14 protein-coding genes are annotated in these 18,216 nt (G+C 67.1%); 7 read left to right on the top strand and 7 right to left on the bottom strand.

Annotation, left to right across the window (positions count from 1 at the left end; genetic code table 11):
- Positions 1 to 2: 2 nt before the first annotated feature.
- The 6 genes from KT882_RS28025 to paaZ all read left to right on the top strand — a co-directional run bounded on the left by KT882_RS28025 (position 3) and on the right by paaZ (position 6,147).
- Complete coding sequence (locus KT882_RS28025) at positions 3 to 878, top strand: branched-chain amino acid ABC transporter permease (protein WP_056402313.1); 876 nt, start codon at positions 3 to 5, stop codon at positions 876 to 878.
- Positions 875 to 1,870 (top strand): branched-chain amino acid ABC transporter permease, encoded by a 996-nt coding sequence (locus tag KT882_RS28020; RefSeq protein WP_161072796.1) that lies wholly within the window; start codon positions 875 to 877, stop codon positions 1,868 to 1,870. Before KT882_RS28025 ends, KT882_RS28020 begins: the two co-directional genes overlap by 4 nt.
- On the top strand, positions 1,863 to 2,618 hold the full coding sequence (locus KT882_RS28015; protein ID WP_161072795.1) for an ABC transporter ATP-binding protein: 756 nt from the start codon (positions 1,863 to 1,865) through the stop codon (positions 2,616 to 2,618). Before KT882_RS28020 ends, KT882_RS28015 begins: the two co-directional genes overlap by 8 nt.
- 8 nt (positions 2,619 to 2,626) lie before the next feature.
- Positions 2,627 to 3,364 carry an ABC transporter ATP-binding protein gene (locus tag KT882_RS28010; RefSeq protein ID WP_161072794.1) on the top strand — a complete coding sequence of 246 codons (738 nt, stop codon included), beginning with the start codon at positions 2,627 to 2,629 and terminating at the stop codon, positions 3,362 to 3,364.
- Positions 3,365 to 3,471: 107 nt separating this feature from the next.
- The gene (locus KT882_RS28005) at positions 3,472 to 4,083 is read left to right on the top strand and encodes a phenylacetic acid degradation protein PaaY (RefSeq protein WP_161072793.1); all 612 of its coding nucleotides are present in this window, start codon (positions 3,472 to 3,474) and stop codon (positions 4,081 to 4,083) included.
- Between the two features lie 18 nt (positions 4,084 to 4,101).
- Positions 4,102 to 6,147: a phenylacetic acid degradation bifunctional protein PaaZ gene (paaZ, locus tag KT882_RS28000; RefSeq protein WP_228893852.1), complete on the top strand. Its 2,046-nt coding sequence runs from the start codon at positions 4,102 to 4,104 to the stop codon at positions 6,145 to 6,147.
- Between the two features lie 5 nt (positions 6,148 to 6,152).
- Here paaZ and KT882_RS27995 read toward each other — a convergent pair whose 3' ends face one another.
- The 6 genes from KT882_RS27995 to KT882_RS27970 all read right to left on the bottom strand — a co-directional run bounded on the left by KT882_RS27995 (position 6,153) and on the right by KT882_RS27970 (position 16,080).
- The gene (locus KT882_RS27995; RefSeq protein ID WP_161072791.1) at positions 6,153 to 8,759 is read right to left on the bottom strand and encodes a DUF4214 domain-containing protein; all 2,607 of its coding nucleotides are present in this window, start codon (positions 8,757 to 8,759) and stop codon (positions 6,153 to 6,155) included.
- Between the two features lie 6 nt (positions 8,760 to 8,765).
- Positions 8,766 to 10,115, bottom strand: a complete 1,350-nt coding sequence (locus KT882_RS27990; RefSeq protein ID WP_161072790.1) for a DUF1501 domain-containing protein — start codon at positions 10,113 to 10,115, stop codon at positions 8,766 to 8,768.
- On the bottom strand, positions 10,115 to 11,779 hold the full coding sequence (locus KT882_RS27985; protein ID WP_161072789.1) for a DUF1800 domain-containing protein: 1,665 nt from the start codon (positions 11,777 to 11,779) through the stop codon (positions 10,115 to 10,117). Before KT882_RS27985 ends, KT882_RS27990 begins: the two co-directional genes overlap by 1 nt.
- 78 nt (positions 11,780 to 11,857) lie before the next feature.
- A complete protein-coding gene (locus KT882_RS27980; RefSeq protein ID WP_228893851.1) occupies positions 11,858 to 13,108 on the bottom strand; it encodes a M24 family metallopeptidase in 1,251 nt (416 codons plus the stop codon).
- 56 nt (positions 13,109 to 13,164) lie between these two features.
- Positions 13,165 to 15,435 (bottom strand): M4 family metallopeptidase, encoded by a 2,271-nt coding sequence (locus KT882_RS27975; RefSeq protein WP_161072787.1) that lies wholly within the window; start codon positions 15,433 to 15,435, stop codon positions 13,165 to 13,167.
- Positions 15,436 to 15,927: 492 nt separating this feature from the next.
- Positions 15,928 to 16,080 (bottom strand): hypothetical protein, encoded by a 153-nt coding sequence (locus KT882_RS27970; RefSeq protein WP_187358724.1) that lies wholly within the window; start codon positions 16,078 to 16,080, stop codon positions 15,928 to 15,930.
- Between KT882_RS27970 and KT882_RS27965 the strand changes: the two genes are divergently transcribed.
- Positions 16,079 to 16,708 (top strand): hypothetical protein, encoded by a 630-nt coding sequence (locus KT882_RS27965; protein WP_228893850.1) that lies wholly within the window; start codon positions 16,079 to 16,081, stop codon positions 16,706 to 16,708. The two genes, KT882_RS27970 and KT882_RS27965, sit on opposite strands and share 2 nt — an antisense overlap.
- Positions 16,709 to 16,811: 103 nt before the next feature.
- Here the strand turns inward: KT882_RS27965 and argH are convergent, their stop codons facing one another.
- On the bottom strand, positions 16,812 to 18,209 hold the full coding sequence (gene argH / locus KT882_RS27960; RefSeq protein ID WP_161072785.1) for an argininosuccinate lyase: 1,398 nt from the start codon (positions 18,207 to 18,209) through the stop codon (positions 16,812 to 16,814).
- Positions 18,210 to 18,216: the final 7 nt, after the last annotated feature.

The following is an 18,216-nucleotide window of genomic DNA, read 5'->3' as shown; positions in this document are numbered from 1 at the left end:
TCATGCTCGCCCAATTCCTGCAATTCCTGTACTCGGGAATGACGGTCGGTTCCGCCTATGCACTGGCGGCGCTCGGCTTTACCATCATCTACAACACCAGCGGCGTGATCAATTTCGCCCAGGGCGAATTCATCATGCTGGGCGGGATGCTGGCGGCGATGATGGCGGGGGCGGGCGTGCCGCTGCCGCTGGCCATTATCGGCGCCGTCATCCTCACCGCCATCGTGGGCCTGGTGATGGAAAAGGCGGTGATCGAACCGGCGCAGAACGCGCAGGTGGTCACGCTCATCATCATTACCATAGGCGCCTCGCTCGTGGTGCGCGGCCTGGTGCAGATCTGGCTGGGCAAGGGCACGCACACGCTGCCCGCGTTCTCGGGCGACACGCCGATCCAGTTCCTGGGCGCCAGCCTGCTGCCGCAAAGCCTGTGGGTGCTGGGCGTGACCATCGCCATCGTGGCGGCGCTGGGCTGGTTCTTCGGCCGCACGCTGCTGGGCAAGGCCATGCTGGCTACTTCGCACAACAAGCTGGCCGCGCAGCTGGTGGGCATCAATACGCGCCGCGTGCTGCTGCTGTCCTTCGGCCTGGCCGCGCTGCTGGGCGCCGTCGGCGGCGCGCTGCTCGCACCCATCACCTACACCTCCTACGATGCGGGCATCATGCTGGGCCTGAAGGGCTTCGTGGCGGCGGTGCTGGGCGGCCTGGGCGGCGGCGTGGGCGCCATCGCGGGCGGACTGATACTGGGCATCGCCGAGGCCATGACGGCGGGCTACATCTCGTCCGCCTACAAGGACGCGGTGCCCTTCGTGCTGATCCTGCTGATCCTGTTCTTTATGCCGCGCGGCCTGTTCGGCGCCAAGGTTTCGGAGCGCGTATGAAGACCTTCGCTTCCCGACACTCCGGCCTGCTGATCCTGGCGCTGGTGCTGGCCGTGCTGCCGCTGGCGCTGCCCAACTCCTACTACTACGACGTGGCGATCCGCATCGCCCTGAACGCGATGGTGGTGATCGGCCTGAACCTGCTGATGGGCTATACCGGCCAGATCAGCCTGGGCCACGCCGGCTTCTTCGGCATGGGCGCCTACGCGTCCGCCGTGCTGACCACGCACTACAACTGGCCGCCGGTGGCCGCCCTGGCTGCGGGCGCCGCCGCCACCGGCCTGCTGGCCTTGGTGCTGGCGCGGCCCGTGCTCAAGCTCAAAGGCCACACGCTGGCGATGGCCACGCTTGGGCTGGGCATTATCATCTCCATCGTCATCAACAACGAAGGCCAGTGGACCGGCGGTCCGGACGGCATCGCTGTGCCGGGCTTCGCCGTCTTCGGCTTTGAAATCACGGGAGAAAAATCCTGGTACGCGGTGGCGGCGGCCTTGCTGCTGCTGGTGACCTGGTTCGCGCTCAACCTGATCGATTCGCCCGTTGGCCGCGCGCTGCAGGCCATCCACGGCTCCGAGGTGGCCTCGCGCGTGGCCGGCATCGACACCACGCGCTTCAAAGTGCGGGTGTTCGTGCTGTCCGCCGTGGTGGCCAGCATTGCGGGCAGCATCAGCGCGCACTACATCGGCTTCATCACGCCGAATATGGCGGGCTTCTTCCACTCCATCGAGCTGGTGACCATGGTGGTGGTGGGCGGCATGGCTTCCGTGTTCGGCTCCATCCTCGGCGCCGCGCTGCTGACCGTGCTGCCGCAGCTGCTGTCCGCTTTCGAGGGCTGGGAAGTGGTGGTGTTCGGCGCCATCCTGATGCTGACCATGATCTTCCTGCCGCGCGGCCTGGTGCCGTCGCTGGCGCGCCGCCGCGGCAAGCCTGCAGCGGGCAGCGGCGCGGCGCCGCTCAAGCTGGTGAAGAAGGCGGGAGGCGGCCATGCTTGAGATCCGCAACCTGAGCAAGAGCTTCGGCGGCGTGCACGCCGTGCAGGACGTGAGCTTCGCCATCAAGGAAGGCTCCATCCATTCGGTGATCGGTCCCAACGGCGCGGGCAAGACCACGCTGTTCAACCTCATCACCGGCGTCTACACGCCCAGCAAGGGCGAGATCCTGCTGCGCGGCGAGAACGTGGCCGGCCTGTCGCCGGACCAGCTGGCCCGGCGCGGCATGAGCCGCACCTTCCAGAACCTGCAGATCTGCCTGAACATGACGGCCATAGCCAACGTGATGGTGGGCGCGCACCTGCGCCTGAACCAGAACCTGTTCGCGTCCATGCTGCGCCTGCCGTCGGTGCGCAAGGCCGACCAGGTGTGCCGCGACGAGGCGGCACAGCTGATGGAATTCGTCGGCGTGGGCCAGTACGTGGACGCCGATTCGAGCCAGATGCCGTATGGCGCCCTGAAGCGCCTGGAGATTGCGCGCGCGCTGGCGGCACGGCCGAAAGTGCTGCTGCTGGACGAACCGGCCGCAGGCCTGAACCACACCGAGACCGGCGAGATCGAAGCGCTGATCCGCAAGGTGGCGCAGTCCGGCGTGACGGTGGTGCTGGTTGAGCACGACATGAAGCTGGTGATGAATTTATCCGACCATATCCTGGTGCTGGACTACGGCAAGAAGCTGGCCGAAGGCACGGCGGCCGAAGTGCGCGCCAATCCGGACGTGGTGGCGGCCTATCTGGGAGCGGCAGCATGAGGGACGCCATGACAAACAATACCGACGTGACGGTGAAGCCGCTGGTGCTCGAAATCAAAGGGCTGACCAGCCACTATGGCCGCATCCAGGCGCTGCACGGCATCGACATCGAAGTGCGCCAGGGGCAGCTGGTGGCGCTGGTGGGGGCCAACGGCGCGGGCAAGACCACGCTGCTGCGCGCCATCTCCGGCGTGCAGCCCATCAGCGGCGGCAGCATCCATTTCAGCGGCCAGGACGTGAGCCGCGCCAGCGCGGACAAGCGCGTGCGCGCCGGCATCTGCCAGGTGCCGGAAGGGCGCCAGGTGTTCGGCCCCATGTCGGTGGAGGACAACCTGCTGCTGGGCGCTTACACGCGGCCCAAGGGCGAGGTGGCGGCGGACATGGAACGCATGTACCAGCTGTTCCCGGTGTTGCGGGAGAAACGGTCACTGCTGGCGGGCACGCTGTCCGGCGGGCAGCAGCAGATGCTGGCCATGGCGCGCGCGCTGATGGGCAGGCCGTCCGTGCTGCTGCTGGATGAGCCCAGCATGGGCCTGGCGCCGCTGCTGATTGCGGAGATCTTCCGCATCGTGGCCAGCCTGCGCGACCAGGGCATCACCATTTTCCTGGTGGAGCAGAACGCGCACGCGGCGCTGTCCATCGCGGACGTGGGCTATGTGATCGAGACGGGAGCCATCATCCTGTCCGGTCCCGGGCCGGAGCTGCTGAAGAACGAACAGGTGCAAAGCGCCTATCTGGGGATGTAATGGCGGGTTACGGCTCCGCCTAACCCGCCCTACGTTGTACCGAACATCTGCGAATACTCGTAGGGCGGGTTAGGCGCCAGCCGTAACCCGCCGAACAAGGAGCAAGCATGGTCAAAGTATATGAAATGAACGGCATCACGCCGGTGGTCCATCCCACCGCCTATGTGCATCCAAGCGCGGTGCTGATCGGCGACGTCATCGTCGGCCCGCGCTGCTACGTGGGGCCGCACGCGTCCATGCGCGGCGACTTCGGGCGCCTGATCCTGGAGGAGGGTTCCAACCTGCAGGACGGCTGCATTATGCACGGTTTCCCCGGCGAGGACACGGTGGTGGAAGTGGACGGCCATATCGGCCACGGCGCCGTGCTGCACGGCTGCCGCATCGGCCGCAACGCGCTGGTGGGCATGAACTCGGTCATCATGGACAACGCCGTCATCGGCGCCGAGAGCATCGTCGCGGCGATGAGCTTCGTGAAGGCCAATATGGTGGTGCCGCCGCGCTCCATGGTGGTGGGCACGCCGGCGCGCATCATCCGCCAGGTGAGCGACAACGAAATCAGCTGGAAGACGTCCGGCACGGCCCAATACCAGGAGCTGAGCGTACGCTCGCTCGCCACCATGCGCGAGACCGTGGCGCTGACCGAGGTGGAGCCGGACCGCCAGCGCATGCAGTGGGAGTCCTCGCTGCCGCTGCATCAGCACAAGAACGCAACCGAATAAATAGACTGGAGAAATCGAATGGCACCAACTCTGCAAAGCCTGATCGCCGGCCGCTGGCACGGCAAGGAAGCGGCCACCCCGCTGCACAGCGCGCTGAACAACAGCCTGATCTACCATACCCACGCCGAAGCCATCGACTTCAGCGAAGCCGTCGCCTATGCCCGCAAGACCGGCGTGCCGGGCCTGATGAAGCTGGACTTCCAGCAGCGCGCGCAGCGCCTGAAGGCGCTGGCCATGTACCTGATGGAGCGCAAGGAAGAGCTGTACAAGATTTCCCACCTCACCGGCGCCACCCGCGCCGACAGCTGGGTGGACGTGGAGGGCGGCATCGGCACCCTGTTCGCCTACGCCAGCATGGGCAGCCGCGAGCTGCCTTCGTCCAATGTGCTGCATGAAGGTCCGGCCATTGCGCTGGGCAAGCGCGGCGGCTTTGCCGGCACCCACATCCTGGTGCCGCGCGGCGGCCTGGCGGTGCACATCAACGCCTTCAACTTCCCCATCTGGGGCCTGCTGGAGAAATTCGCGCCCAGCTTCCTGGCCGCGATGCCCTGCATCGGCAAACCCGCCACCGCCACCAGCTACCTGACCGAAGCCGTGGTGCGCATGGCGCATGAATCCGGCCTGCTGCCGGAGGGCGCGCTGCAGCTGGTGATCGGCAGCACCGGCGACCTGCTGGACCGCCTGGGCGGCGCCGACGTGGTGACCTTCACCGGCTCGGCCGACACCGCCGCCAAGCTGCGCACCAACCGCAACCTGATCGCCAACTCGGTGCCGTTCACAGCCGAAGCCGATTCGCTGAACTGCGCCATCCTGGCGCCGGACGTGACGCCGGACGATCCCGAGTTCGACCTGTTCGTGAAGGAAGTGGCGCGCGAGATGACCGGCAAGGCCGGCCAGAAGTGCACCGCCATCCGCCGCATCATCGTGCCGAAAGACCGCGTGGACGCGGTGGCCGAACGCCTGCGCGAACGCCTGTCCAAAGTCACCATCGGCGACCCGTCGGTGGAAGGCGTGCGCATGGGCGCGCTGGCCTCGAAAGACCAGCAGAGGGATGTCGCAGAGCGCGTGGCCTTGCTCGCGGCGGGCAACGAGATCGTGTTCGGCGAGAAGGACGGCTACAAGCTGATAGGCGAAGGCGTGGCGGAAGGCGCCTTCTTCTCGCCCACGCTGGTCCTGTGCCGCAACGCCGGCAGCAACGACGCGGTGCACGACGTGGAAGCCTTCGGCCCGGTCAGCACCATGATGACCTACGAAGGCATAGACGAGGCGCTGGAGCTGGCCGCGCGCGGCAAGGGCAGCCTGGTGAGCACCCTGGTGACGAAGGATCCGAAGACGGCGGCGTACGCGGTGCCGGTGGCGGCAGCCTCGCACGGCCGCGTGCATATCCTGGAGCGCGAATCGGCGGTGGATTCCACCGGCCACGGCTCGCCGCTGCCGCAGCTCAAGCACGGCGGCCCCGGCCGCGCGGGCGGAGGCGAGGAGCTGGGCGGCATCCGCGCGGTGCGCCACTTCCTGCAGCGCGCAGCGGTGCAAGGCTCGCCGACCATGCTGGCCGCCGTGACGGGCGAATACGTGCGCGGCGCGGCCGTGAACGAAAGCGAAGTGCACCCGTTCCGCCGCCACTTCGAGGACCTGAAAATCGGCGACTCGCTGCTGACGCATCGCCGCACCGTGAGCGAGGCGGACATCGTCAACTTCGGCGGCGTGTCGGGCGACTATTTCTACATGCACTTCGACGATATCGCCGCCAAGGACACGCAGTTCGGCAAGCGCATTGCGCACGGCTACTTCGTGCTGTCGGCCGCTGCGGGCCTGTTCGTGTCGCCCGCGCCGGGACCGGTGCTGGCCAACTACGGCCTGGACAACCTGCGCTTCATCACGCCGGTGGCCATCGGCGACACCATCCGCGCGCGCCTGACCTGCAAGCGCAAGGTGGACCGCAACCGCACCGACGACAAAGGCCTGGGCCAGGGCGTGGTGGCGTGGGACGTGCAGGTGACCAACCAGAACGAGGAACTGGTGGCCAGCTACGACATCCTCACGCTGGTGTCCAAGAAAGCCTGAGCAGGCTAGCCGAAGGGTGTATAGGCGATGCCGTGCGAAATCGCGGCAATCACCTGCGCCTGGTTTTCCGGGCTCTCCGAAAATCCCGTCAGCACCGTCTCGCGGGTGGCCCAGCCATTGGCCAGCACGCCGGTCCAGTAGGCCTTTCCGCTGTCGTCCGCCGGGCGGTGCAGCACGTTCTGGTACAGCTTGTCGACGAAGGCCGCGTTGCTGGGATTGGCCCCGTACAGCTTGACCGCCTCGGCCGACTGCAGGAAGCCCTGCGCCACGCTCTGCATGCCGGTGCCGCCGTCCAGCACCGCCAGCCAGTAGCCCAGGCCCGCCACATCGGGCTTGCGGTCGAAGGCGGCCTGGTATAGCCGGTAGGTCTGTCCCGCCATGCCGTCCAGGTCGAGCGCCAGCGCGCCGTCCGAGAAGATCAAGCGCTCCACGTTGGCGAGGGTGTCCGTGCCCTGGCCGTCCGGCTTGCGCAGGGTCCAGCGCAGCCCGTCCTGTTCCACCGCATGGCTGGCCACCTTGCCGGCGTAGACGATGCTGTCGGTGCCGGCGCCGCCGTCGATCTCGTCATAGCCGGCGCTGGCGACGATGCGGTCGTTGCCCCCTTCGCCGTTGATGATGTCGCTGGTGGCCAGGCCGCCCAGCGTGTCGTTGCCTTCGCCGCCGGCCTGCAGGCCGCCCAGGCCGCGCACCGTCACGAACACGGTGTAGGTATTGTTGCCGCCCTGCTGGTCGGTGAGGATGTAGTCGAAGCTGTCGGTGCTGCTGAAGTTGGCCTTGGGCGTGTAGGTGAAGCTGCCGTCCGCCTTCACCACGGCGGTGCCGTTGGCCGGGGTTTTCGACAGCGCATAGGACACCGTGGCGCGGGCCTGGTCGCTCGGGTCGGGCAGCTGGCCGCTGCTGCTGGTGTTCTGGTCCAGCGCCAGCGCCAGGTCGGCGCCCAGCGCGCTTTTGCCCAGCGTGATGGTCTGGTCGCCGAAGGCCAGGATTTCGGTGTTGAGCAGCGTGTCGAAGCCGGAGGCGCCGTCGCGCGCGGTGACGAAGACCTTGCCGTAGCCGGTGCTGATCAGGTAGTCGCCGCGCAGGCCGGCGAAGACCGCCGCGTCCTCGCCCCCGGCGCCGTCGATCCAGTCGTTGCCTTTGCCGCCGGTGAGGCGGTTGGCCAGCGCATTGCCCAGCAGGACGTCGTCGTAGCGCGAGCCCACGGCGTTCTCGATCAGCGTATCGACGCCAATCGACAGATTGCCGCTGGCGCCCACGCCGCCGGCCGTCACGCCCACGCTGTTCAGGTGTCCGCCCACCAGGTCGATGGTGGCGCCGGTGCTGGCCGCCGAGGCGTCCAGCGTGTCGATGCCGCCGTCGTCCACCAGGCCGCGCTGGGACTGGAAGTCGGCCGTGCCGAGCAGGTAGACATTGTCGCCGGTGGCGACCTGCTTCGCGCCGTACAGATAGCGCAGCGCGGCGATGTCGTACGCGCCCCAGGAGGCCGGGTACAGGCCGTCCGGCGAGACCGTCTGCGACATCACGGTCAGGCCGGTGACGTCGTTGGCGGCCAGCATCTGGGACGCGTAGTTGTCGCCCGCTTCCACGTTGCGCGGATGGCGCAGGCCCAGCGCATGGCCGATTTCATGCAGCAGCACGGCGTAGCCTTCCTGGCCGGGCTGCATCAGCAGCAGGGTTTCGATGTCGATCCAGACGTCGCCGGCGCTGTCGCCGCCCACGCCCGGCAGCGTCCCCAGGCCCTTGGTGGCCACCTGCTGGCTGGCGCCAAAGCGCAGCTGCCCCACCGCGCTCCCGTCTTCGGCGACTTCCTTGAAGCTCAAGCCGGTGGCGGCTGCGGCCGCGTCCAGGATGGCCTTGACGGCGGCCCGCTCGCTGGCCGAGAAGGTGCGGAAGCCGCTCGCACCCACGCCGCTGGCGGGCGCCTTGGTGACGAAGCTGTAGCTCACTTCCACGGCGGTGCCGAGCGCGCCGGCGGCGTTCCAGCGGTTGGCGTCGGCCGCCACCAAGCCTTTCGTGGCCATGTCCGACGGCTTGATCAGGCTGCTCAGTTCATAGGTGACGTTCCAGTCCCCGCCATAGCCGAAGCGCTCGAAATTGCTGACCACCGCCATGAACTTCGGCTGCGCGGTGTTGGTGATGGTGGCGGTCTTGCCGTCGATGGCGACGTCGAAGATGAAGTCGGCGCGGCTGCCGTTGTCGAACTGGGGCAGCCAGAAGGTGTCGTCGCCGGCGCGGCCGTCTATGGTGTGCAGGCCGCCTCCGCCCAGGTAGAACACGTTCTGGTTGGCGTTGCCGATGCCGATGCCGCCTTCCCAGCCAAAGCTCACGCTGTCGATGCCGATCAGCGTGTCGTGCCCGCCCCAGTTGTCGTCGGCGTAGCCGGCCGTCAGGTCCACGTAGATGGACTGCCAGGTGTCCCAGTAGTTGACGGCGACGCTGCGCCAGCTGTCGCCGGTGGCGATGCGTTCTATCCTGTCGTTGCCGGGGCCGCCCACCACGCCGCCCTGGTAGACCTTGATGGTGTCGTCGCCCTCCAGGCCCCAGTAGGTGTCCCAGGCTTCCTTGTCGGTCTGGGTATAGACGTCCTTGCCGTTGGTGAGTTTGATATCCATTGCGTATCAGCCGTGCAGGAAGTTGAGGGTCTGGGTGCTGAAATTGGCGAGGTTGGGAAAGGCGCTGGTCAGCTGCGCGGCGGGCACGCCCATCCACTTCATCAGCGTGGCGCCCACCTGGTCGGTCGAGGTGGTGGGCACGAAGCGGCCGTCGCCGTTGGCGTCGCCGTCGTCCGGCCCGCCCAAGGTCAGCGTGGGCAGGGTGCCGTAGGCCTGGGCGCCGGCCACCGGGCCGCCCATCACGAACCAGTGGTTGCCCCAGGCGTGGTCGCTGCCGCCGCCGGAGGCCTGGCGCAAGGTGCGGCCGAAGTCGGACATCATGACGGTGGCCACGCTCTGGTCCACGCCGGAGGCCTGGTTGGCCTTGTCGAAGGCGGCCAGCGCGCGCGCCACCACGGCCAGCTGCGCGTCCTGGCTGGTAGCCGCGCTGCCGCGCTGGCCGCTGTGCGTATCCAGTCCGCCCCACTGCACCAGGAAGACCTGGCGCTTGTAGCCCCGCTTTTTGAACACCGGCAGCAGCGTGGCGAGCTTGCGCAGCATGCGTCCCAGGTCGTTGTCGTCGAAGTTGGCCGAGGGGGCGGGCGCGTTCAGCGCCGCCTGCGTGAAGATGGTGGACTCGGACACGCTGCGCCCGAAGGTGCGCGCGTACTCGGCCTCGTACTGGTTGGCGAACTGCCACTGCGCCATGCGGTTGAGCGCCTGCGTGCCGGGCAGCTGCGGCTGCGCCAGGTCGGCCGTGCCCCACCAGCGCGAATCCCAGGCGCTCAGGTAGGACACCGGCGAATTGCGGCCCAGCACCAGCGTGCGCTCGGTGTTCATGGTGATGGCGTTGACCGGGTTGCGCAGCGAGGAGGGCAGCAGCTCGAGCGAGCGTCCGGCCCAGCCGCTGCCGTCGGTGTCGCCCAGCCAGCCCTGCTGCCACATCACCTGGTCGCTGTGCGAGAGCAGGAAGGACGGCACCGCCACGCTGTGATCCAGCACCTGGCGCGCGGTGGCCGGCTTGACCAGCGGGCCGGCGTTCAGTATCCAGGCCAGGCGGCCCTGGTTGTACAGCGGCGCCAGCGGCGCCAGCGCGGGATTCATGCCGAAGCTGTGGCCGGCGGTGGAGCCGGACAGCGCGGTCAGGCTGTCCTTGGGCAGCGCCAGCGCGGGCCGGGCGGTGGCATAGTCGCTGTAGGCGCCGTCGGTGGGCACCAGGCTGTTCAAGCCGTCGTTGCCGCCGGTGAGGAACAGGCAGACCACGGCGCGGTAGTCGTCGGCGGCGGCGCTGGCGCTGGCGCCGAGCAGGCTGGCCCCGCCGATCAGGCCGAGGGTGGGGGCGGCTGCGCTCAGGCGCAGGAAGTGGCGGCGGTCCATCAGCGTATCACTCCATAGTAAGGGGTGGCCAGCGCGTACTGCAGCAGCGGCATGGTTTTCTCGAGCGGCGTATTGCCGTTGGGGGTGGCGGTCAGGTCCTGCAGATTCTGGCGCAGCGTCTGCGGCATGGCGCCCCTGAAATAGCGTTCGCTCATCAGGTCGATAAAGGCGCGCGGCGAGCTGCTCAGCGCCTTGATGAAGGGATCGACCTGGCAGCCGGCATTGCTCAGGCGCGAAGCCGTCTGCATGCCGTAGCCGCCGATCCGGCCCGACAGCTCCTCGGCGTTGAGCAGGCGCTGCTCCGGCGCCAGCAGGTTGCTGCCGGGGGCGCGGTCGGTCGGCATGTAGTAGCTGAACACGCTGGACTGCATGAAGGGCGACTGGACGCTGGGCTTGGCGATGCCGGGCAGCGGGTACTCCGGCGTGGCGTCCCAGCGCAGCGGCGCGGTGCAGCCCATGCCGCGCAGCATGCCGGTGTACCACAGTACCGGTTCGCGCATCTTGCCGAAGGAGAGCGAGTCCGCGCCCAGGGTGTCGCCCTTGCGCGCTTCGGTGTCGAGCAGCACCGCCTTGAGCACGGCCTTCATGTCGCCGGCCACGCCCTTGCCATTGTCGCGGAACACGGTGGCCACGCGGCGCAGATAGGCCGGCGAGGGATTGCTGGTGACCAGGTGCTGGATCAGGCGCAGGCTGACGAAGGGGGCGATGTTCTGGTGCCCCATCAGGACGTCGATTGCCGCCTCCATGTCCTGGGTGGTGCTCTGGCCGGCCGGAATGGTGGTGCCGAGCAGCGTCTTGGCTTCGCGGTCGTGCGCGGCCGTCCACGGGTCGGGTATCAGCACGCCGTCGAAGCCGGTGTAGTCGCCCCTGGGCACGTTCTTGGCCATCTGCCAGCCCGTCATGGCGCGCGTCATCGCCTCCACGTCCTGCTGGGTGTAGGTTTCCAGCGGCCGGTTGCTGGCGTCGCGCTGGATGCTGCCGTCGAGGTTGAGCTTGACCACCCCCAGCGAAAACAGCTGCATCAGTTCGCGCGAGTAGTTTTCATTCGGCGCGCACCACGGGCATTCGTCGGACTTGGGCCGGTTCGAGAGGTTGTCCAGGTAGACCCCCATCGGCGGGCTGGTGCTCACGGCGCGCAGCAGGGCGCCGTAGTTACCGAAGGCGTTGTCGTTGAGCAGATTGATCCAGGTCAGGGTGGCGTACTCCTGCACCTTGTTGCTCGATACGACGATCCACTGCGACATGGCCCACACCACGCGCTGGCGCAGCTGGTCCGGCCGCGCGATCATGGCCGTGAGGTTGGCGTTTTCGAAGTAGCGGTTGGCCGCTTCGGCCTGCGCCCGCACCTGGTCGTCGTAGTGGGCAACGGGGCTGGTGTCGTGGTGCGGCACCGGCAGCGCGAACTGCGCGTCTATCCAGGCCTCGAAGCCGAGTTTTTCTATTTCTGCCACCAGCGCCGGCGTGGCGCCGAAACTGACCTGGTCGGCGAAGCGGGCCGCCGCGTAGTGGCTCACCGGGCTGCTGGCCTTGACGGTGACCTGGCCGGTGCTGGCCAGCAGGGTGGGGGCGGCGGCGCTGCCGTCGTCCTGGCTATTGTTACAAGCGGCCAGCAGCAGCGGCAATGCCGCCACGGTGCAGCGCGCGGCGCGGGTCAGGGCTTTCATGCGTATCCTTGGGCAGAAGGCGGCTGGTCGCCGCAGACATCCGCCAAGGATAAGGCATGATTGTCAATAAAACATCCACTAACTGGGGGATGCGTGGTTTTCCCGCCTCAGGCCGAAGGGATCGTCGATGCTGTGCGCCGGCTCGGTGAACCAGCGCGGGCCGGCGTCGGTCATGTAGAAGTGGTCCTCGTGGCGCACGCCGAATTCGCCGGGGATGCAGATCATGGGCTCGTTCGAGAAGCACATGCCCGGCGCCAGCGGGGTGGTGTCGCCGCCCACCAGGTAGGGCCATTCATGGATGTCCAGGCCGATGCCGTGGCCGGTGCGGTGCGGCAGGCCGGGCAGCTTGTAGCCCGGGCCGTAGCCGTCCGCCTCCAGCGAGCGGCGCGCCGCCTGGTCCACCTGTTCGCAGGGCACGCCCAGCTGCGCGGCGGCGAAGGCGGCCGCCTGGGCTTTCTTCTCGCTGTCCCACACGCTGCGCTGGCGCGCGCTCGGCTCGCCGTACACATAGGTGCGCGTGATGTCGGAGATGTAGTTGTGCAGCTTGCAGCCGGTGTCGATCAGCACCGTGTCGCCCTGCTTGAGCGTCTGCACATAGCTCACGCCGTGCGGATAGGCCGTGGCCTCGCCGAACAGCACGATGACGAAATACGAGCCGGGCGCGCCCACCTTGCGGTGCGCGGCGGTGATGAACTGTTCCACTTCGGTGGTGGTGATCCCCTCGCGCAGCATGCTGGCGGTGGCCACGTGCACGGCCAGCGTCATGTCCTTGGCGCGCTGCATCAGCGCGATCTCGGCGGAGGACTTGCGGGTGCGGCAGTGCGCCGTCACCGTGCGCGCGTTTTCCAGCGCGTAGCCCGCGGCCAGCGGGCGTATGCCGTCGTAGATGAAGAAGGCCGCGCTTTCGCAGATGCCCACGCGCGGCGGCTGGCCGGCATCAGCCGCAATCCCCATGCCGGCCAGGGTGTCGACGAACAGCTGGTAGGGGCTTTCGTGCTCCTGCCAGCCGTTGACCTTGCCCTCCACCAGCATGAAGTCCAGCAGCGTGCTTTCCTCGAAGGCGGGGGCGATGTATTCCAGCGCGCCCTGCGCCGGCAGGATGGCGCCCACCATGCGCTCGCTGGCGTGCCAGCGCGTGCCGGTGAAGTAGAGCAGGTTGGCGCCCGCGTTGATATAGATGGCGGCGATGCCCTGGTCGCGCATGAAGGCCTGGGCGCGGGCGATGCGCTGCAGGTGCTCCTCCTTGGCGATCGGGACCGCGCCCGCCGTCATGTCCGACAGGCTCGCCAGTGCCTGCTCCGCTGTTTTACCGCCTACGCCTATGGTCATGCCGAGTCCTCCAGAATTGATGGCGGCGATGATATCAGTTCTGGAGGAGGGAGCGCTTACTGGGTGAGTACGCTGACCTTGTCCACCACGAAGGAGGTCTGGGCGGACGAGTCTTCCGTCATGGCGAAGGACAGCGTCACCGTCTGGCCCTTGTACGGCAGCAGGCTGAAGCTGCGGGTCTGGTAGCCGGTGGCCTTGTTCAGGTTGGAGTAGGTGGCCAGCGTGCCGAGCACCGCGCCGCTGCTGTTTTTCACCGTCACCGTCAGCTTGTCGTAGGCGGTGCTGGTGGTCGTTTCAGCGGTGTCGATATGCAGCGCGAAGCTCAGCGTGGCGGCGGTGGCGGCCGACGGGATGGCGACTGCCTGCGTCAGCGTTTCGGTGGCGGTGGTGCCGTTGCCGCCCAGCCAGGCGAAGCGCGTGCCTTCATAGGCGGTCTGGCCGCTGAAGGCGCCGATGGCGCCGGTGCTGCCGGCCCAGCCGGTGGCGCCCGACTCGAAGCCGCCGTTGGTGATGCGCTCGACGCTGGTGCCGCCGCCGCCGCCGGTGGTTTCATCCACGTCGGTGCCGACGTTGATGGCCGCGTAGGCGCGCTTGACGGCGGTGGCTTCCTTGCTGCCCACGCCGTACAGTTCCTCGGCCGAGGCGATCATCTTGGTGCGCGCGTCGGCGTAGTTGGTCGACGAGGTGAACTTGGTGGTCACGGCCTTGAACCAGATGCGGTAGGCCTTGTCGTTGCCCACGCCGGTCATGGCCAGCGGCTGCTTGGTCAGGTAGGAGCTGTAGTAGTCGCTGCCGGAGCTTGCGTTCGAGCCTTGCGACAGGAAGTAGAACATGCGGTTGTTCGGGCCGCTGCTGTAGTGCACGTTCAGGTTCTTCAGCGTGCTGCTCCACGCGTTCGGGCTGCTGCCGTCCTTGCTGGGCTTGTACATCCAGCGCAGCGGCTGGCCGCTCTTCGAGATCTCCTGGCCCATCACCCAGTCGTTGCCGGTGGCCGGTATCACGCTGCCGGTGCCGCCCGCGCGCGCATAGGCCTCGGTCATTTCGCCGGCGATGTCGGCGCCCGATTCATTCAGGCCGCCGGACTCGCCCGAGTAGGTCAGGTTGGAGGTGGCGTCGATCACGCCGTGGCCCATCTCGTGGCCGATCACGTCGATCGATCCCAGGTTGTTGAAGGACGAGCCGCCGTCGCCGATGTACATGCATTTGCAGTTCGGGTCGAAGAAGGCGTTGTCGTAGTTGTTGTCCACGTGGACGGCGATGTAGGTGGCGGTGTTGTTACCGTCCAGCGACTGCCAGCCCAGCGTGTTCTTCATGGTGTCGTAAGTGTTCATCAGGCCCCACAGCGCGTTCACGGCGGCGGTCTGGCCGTTGGCGCTGGTGGTGCTGCCGCCGCTCACGTATTGCAGGCCGTCGCCCCAGGTGTTGGTGCTGTTGGTGTAGATGGTGCCGGGCGTCGGATTGCTTTCCGGCGCGTGGTTGGCGTTGGTGATGGCCATGCCGCCGAAGGTGCCGCCCACGCCGCGCGTGGCGTCCTTCATCTGGTAGGTGCTGCCGGACAGCGTGGTGTTGATCGGCACGGTGCCGTTGTACTGGCTCTTGCCCGAGCCGACCACGGTTTGCAGCGCTTCCCACTGCGCGATGACGGCGCCGGTTTTCGCGTTGACCACGGTGTCGTGGTAGAGCACGCGCTTGCGGCTGTCGGCCATGCGGGTTTTCACCAGGTAGGCCAGCTCGTAGTGGTCCACCACGTCTTCCAGGTCGGTGGCGTTCAGGGCCGCTTCGGCCTTGTTCACGGCCGCAGCCACGCGCACCGATTTCATGACCGGATAGATCAGCAGTTCGGCCTGCGGCGCCCAGCGGTGCACGCCGTTCGGCGCCACGCTGCGCACCACGGCGGCGATGGCGTCGGCCCCGCTCAGTGCAGGGGTAAGGTCGGGCGCGCCGGTGCGCGCGCCGTTGGCGGCCACGCCGCGCGCCGCGTTCAGGCCGGCGCGGCGGTCGGACACGGATTCGCTGACGATGTTGTCGGCCGCGTCGGTGACGACCACGGACTCGGAGCCGAACACGCGCAGGCCGTTGTAGGTGTGCCGGGCGCGGGTGATCTTGGTGCCGGCCACGCCGGGGTGCTGGCCGGCGATGGCGAAGCCGTGCTGCATGCCCAGGCCTGCCGAGCTGGGACGGTTGGCCAGCTTGGCAGCCAGGCCTGCGCTCTCTTGTGGAGAGGTCTGTGCGACGGGGGCGGCCATCATTTGCGGGCCGGCGGCGTGGGCGAGCATCATCGGCAGGGTGGCGATGGATGCGGCAAGCAGGTTCTTACGTAGATTCATCTTCTCTCCAGAGGGCGTAGGTGGTTCTGGCATGGGCCAGCGCTGCGACACTATTCCTGGGCCGGGGGGCAAGTCAAAAAACTTGAGAAATGAGTCGCGCGGGCGGGATTTGTTAAATTTGGGACAAAGTTGCACGCCCGCCGGGCGTTGAATTGGCTTGGCAATTGCTAGTGATGGCGCACGATAGGCGGCTTTTGGCCCGATACTGTGTGGCGCTTACAACGAACTAGATGTAACACTCTATTTTCGTCACCTGCGCGACACATTGGCCGCTTCCGCAGCGCGCGCGGGTTGCAAAGTCTTAATGTTGCGATCTACACTAGGAGCACAAAGCGCAGGGCCAGGCCCGATAAAAACGACGCGCACCGGGAACCACAGGGAGCAGAGAACATGAGCAAACGCACAGCGCCACCACCGCCGACTTAGGCCAACATCCCCAGGGCAAGAGAGGGCATGGACCGGCAAGACCGGACCGCACAAAGCCCCGCAGCCTCATCCAGCACATCCATACGCCGCCTGCCGCAATCCGGCAAGCGCGGCGCCGTCGCGCGCCTTCGCCCAACCCGTGGCCAGGTGCGCAGGGACAGCTTTTTTTTTGTGGTTTGCCATGCTCTCGATATCTACCAAAGTTGAGCGGATCGTCATGGAGTCTCCCTTCCTCACGGAGGGGCTGGGACGCGGCTTGATCAATCTGTCGGAACTCGCGCGGCAGCTGCAGCCGCAGCTGGAAACGGACCTGTGGAAGCCTGTGGGACAGGCGGCCGTGGTGATGGCGCTGCGGCGCGTGGCGGAGCGCCTGCCGCAGCAGGAGGCGGCCGCGCACGGCGAGCTGTCGCTGGCGCGCAAGACGGGCGAGCTGACCACCCGCACCGACCTCACCATGTACACCTTCCGCTATTCGGAGAACACCTATGAATGCCACCGCAGGCTGCTGGCGGAAGTGGCGACTAGGCAGGGCGCGTTCGTGTCGGTCACGCGCGGCATCCATGAGGTGATGGTGGTGTGCAGCCGCTCGCTGACGAGCGCCATAGACGAAGTCTTCGTCACCGAGCGCCAGCTGGCGCGGCTGGAAAGCCTGAACGCGGTGACGCTGCACCTGGATCCGGAGACCTTCAATATGCCGGGGATTTACCATGGCATACTGAAGAAGCTGGCGTGGGATAAGATCAACCTGGTGAACATGATCTGCACCCACACCGAGCTGACCATACTGCTGGAGCAGCGCCAGACCGGCGCCGCCATTGCCGTGCTGTCGCGCCTGGTGGCGCAGTGATGGCGGGTTACGCACTGCGTGCTAACCCGCCCTACGAAGGAATGAGGACGGATGCTCTGCGTAGGGCGGGTTAGGCGAAGCCGTAACCCGCCAATGCTGGCGCTTAGTTGCCCAGCTGTCCGCGCACGCGGGCGATGGCTGCGCGCACCTGGTTCGGCGCGGTGCCGCCCACGTGGTCGCGCGCGGCCACGGAGCCTTCCAGGGTCAGCACCTGGAAGATGTCCTGCTCGATCAGCTTGGAGAACGCTTGCAGCTGCTCCAGCGACATCTCGGACAGGTCGATGCCCAGGTCCACGCAGGCGCGCACCGCGTGCGCCACGGCTTCGTGCGCGTCGCGGAAAGGCAGGCCTTTCTTCACCAGGTAGTCGGCCAGGTCGGTGGCGGTGGCGTAGCCCTGCAGGGCCGCCGCGCGCATCGCTTCCGGCTTGACGGTGATGCCGCCGGCCATGTCGGCGAAGATGCGCAGCGTGTCCATCAGCGTGTCCACGGTGTCGAACAGCGGTTCCTTGTCTTCCTGGTTGTCCTTGTTGTAGGCCAGCGGCTGGCCTTTCATCAGGGTCAACAGGCCCATCAGGTGGCCGTACACGCGACCGGTCTTGCCGCGCGCCAGTTCCGGCACGTCCGGGTTTTTCTTCTGCGGCATGATGGACGAGCCGGTGCAGAAACGGTCGGCGATGTCGATAAAGCCCACGCGCGGGCTCATCCAGATGATCAGCTCTTCCGACATGCGCGACACGTGCGTCATGATCAGCGAGGCCGCCGCCGTGAATTCAATCGCGAAGTCGCGGTCCGACACGGCGTCCAGCGAGTTGTGGCACACGTCGTCGAAGCCCAGCGTTTTCGCCACTTGCAGGCGGTCGATGGGGAAGGTGGTGCCGGCCAGCGCGGCGGCGCCCAGCGGCAGGCGGTTCACGCGCTTGCGGCAGTCGGCCATGCGCTCGGCGTCGCGGCCGAACATTTCAACGTAGGCCAGCATGTGGTGGCCGAAGGTGATCGGCTGCGCCACCTGCATGTGGGTGAAGCCGGGCAGGATGGTGTCGGTGTGCTGTTCGGCCAGGTCGGTCAGGGCGCCGCGCAGCTGGTTCAGCAGGCCGGTCACGTCGTCGATGGCGGAGCGCACGTACAGGCGGATGTCTGTGGCCACCTGGTCGTTGCGGGAACGGCCGGTGTGCAGGCGCTTGCCCGCGTCGCCTACCAGCTCGGTCAGGCGTTTCTCGATGTTCAGGTGGACGTCTTCCAGGTCCAGCAGCCATTCGAACTGGCCGGCTTCGATTTCCTGGCTGATTTGCGCCATGCCGCGCTGGATGTCGGCCAGGTCGGCCGCGCTGATGATCTTCTGGGCAGCCAGCATGCCGGCGTGCGCCAGCGAGCCCTGGATGTCGGCCTTGGCCAGGCGGTTGTCAAAAAATACAGAAGCGGTATAGCGCTTGACGAGGTCGGAAACTGGTTCGGAGAAGCGGGCGGACCAGGCTTCGCCCTTCTTGGAGAATTGATCAGTCATGATTTTT

The organism is Pseudoduganella aquatica, from assembly GCF_020865585.1.
GTDB classification, from domain to species: Bacteria; Pseudomonadota; Gammaproteobacteria; order Burkholderiales; family Burkholderiaceae_D; genus Rugamonas; species Rugamonas aquatica_A.
This window is presented reverse-complemented; position numbering and strand designations above follow the sequence as displayed.

Coding starts and splice junctions, on each gene's coding strand:
- KT882_RS27980 (WP_228893851.1), bottom strand. CDS start 13,108: ATGACCATAGGCGTAGGCGGTAAAACAGCGGAGCAGGCACTGGCGAGC.
- KT882_RS27985 (WP_161072789.1), bottom strand. CDS start 11,779: ATGAAAGCCCTGACCCGCGCCGCGCGCTGCACCGTGGCGGCATTGCCG.
- KT882_RS28025 (WP_056402313.1), top strand. CDS start 3: ATGCTCGCCCAATTCCTGCAATTCCTGTACTCGGGAATGACGGTCGGT.
- KT882_RS27975 (WP_161072787.1), bottom strand. CDS start 15,435: ATGAATCTACGTAAGAACCTGCTTGCCGCATCCATCGCCACCCTGCCG.
- KT882_RS27970 (WP_187358724.1), bottom strand. CDS start 16,080: ATGACGATCCGCTCAACTTTGGTAGATATCGAGAGCATGGCAAACCAC.
- KT882_RS28010 (WP_161072794.1), top strand. CDS start 2,627: ATGACAAACAATACCGACGTGACGGTGAAGCCGCTGGTGCTCGAAATC.
- KT882_RS27990 (WP_161072790.1), bottom strand. CDS start 10,115: ATGGACCGCCGCCACTTCCTGCGCCTGAGCGCAGCCGCCCCCACCCTC.
- KT882_RS28005 (WP_161072793.1), top strand. CDS start 3,472: ATGGTCAAAGTATATGAAATGAACGGCATCACGCCGGTGGTCCATCCC.
- KT882_RS27995 (WP_161072791.1), bottom strand. CDS start 8,759: ATGGATATCAAACTCACCAACGGCAAGGACGTCTATACCCAGACCGAC.
- KT882_RS27965 (WP_228893850.1), top strand. CDS start 16,079: ATGGAGTCTCCCTTCCTCACGGAGGGGCTGGGACGCGGCTTGATCAAT.
- KT882_RS28015 (WP_161072795.1), top strand. CDS start 1,863: ATGCTTGAGATCCGCAACCTGAGCAAGAGCTTCGGCGGCGTGCACGCC.
- paaZ (WP_228893852.1), top strand. CDS start 4,102: ATGGCACCAACTCTGCAAAGCCTGATCGCCGGCCGCTGGCACGGCAAG.
- KT882_RS28020 (WP_161072796.1), top strand. CDS start 875: ATGAAGACCTTCGCTTCCCGACACTCCGGCCTGCTGATCCTGGCGCTG.
- argH (WP_161072785.1), bottom strand. CDS start 18,209: ATGACTGATCAATTCTCCAAGAAGGGCGAAGCCTGGTCCGCCCGCTTC.